The sequence below is a fragment of the Stenotrophomonas sp. P5_B8 genome, from assembly GCF_054049855.1.
Map to the genome: position 1 here is coordinate 1 of NZ_JBFULO010000744.1, position 1,019 is coordinate 1,019.

Genomic DNA, 1,019 nt, shown 5'->3' on the forward strand with positions numbered 1-1,019 from the left:
CGGGCGGTCCAGGCAGGCATCACCAGCATCGTTCATGCGTGCAGGACGTTCGAGGTGAGTCAGACCTGCTACCGCTATCAGGCCAAGGCCTGCCAAGAAAATGCGATCATCGCCGACTGGTTGCTCAGGCTGACCAGCGCCTACCGCGATTGGGGCTTTGGGCTGTGCTTCCTGCACCTACGCAACGTGAAGGGCTTCGCTTGGAACCACAAGCGCGTGTATCGGATCTATCGCGATTTGGAGCTGAATCTGCGCATCAAGCCGCGCAAGCGCATCGTCCGGGAAGTGCCGGAGCCTTTGGCGGTGCCTGAGGCGGTCAACCAGACATGGTCGATGGATTTCATGCACGACCAGTTGGCTGATGGACGCAGCTTCCGGATGCTCAACGTACTGGATGACTTCAACCGTCAGGGACTGGCGATGGAGGTCGACATCTCCTTGCCCGCGGCGCGCGTCATCCGCAGCTTGGAACAGGTCATTCAATGGCGCGGAAAGCCCCGCGCCATACGCTGCGACAACGGGCCCGAGTACATCAGCGGAGCGCTGCAAGCATGGGCCGAGYGGCAAGACATTGCACTGCTCTACATCCAGCCAGGCAATCCTCAGCAGAACGCCTACATCGAGCGCTACAACCGGACCGTGYGTTACGCTTGGCTTGCCAGCAATCTGTTCAATGACATCGAACAGGTCCAGGACATCGCCACTCGTTGGCTATGGACTTACAACCACGAGCGCCCAAACATGGCGCTCGGCGGCATCACACCAATGCAGAAGCGTGCACTGGCAGCGTAGTTCCACTTTTGGCGACCGCTAAAAGCGGGGGGATTACCGGTTGACGCATCGACTAGCCGGGCAAAGGGCGTAGCTCAGTAGCTTAGGGACTAAAAGGATCGGATCGGAACTCGCATCCATCGGTTCCGCGGAACACCACCGAATACTCCCTACTTGGATCAGCCTGTCCAGGAATGAAAAGCCCGTTAGCGTCGAACTTCACGGCGTACTTATCACCACTTCCAATG

At 58.6% G+C, this 1,019-nt stretch carries 1 protein-coding gene; it reads left to right on the top strand.

Features of this window, described 5'->3' with window-relative positions:
* Positions 1 to 792: IS3 family transposase (locus ACXJKH_RS21170; protein WP_457322320.1), on the top strand; the 792-nt coding region annotated here is incomplete at its 5' end.
* Positions 793 to 1,019: the final 227 nt, after the last annotated feature.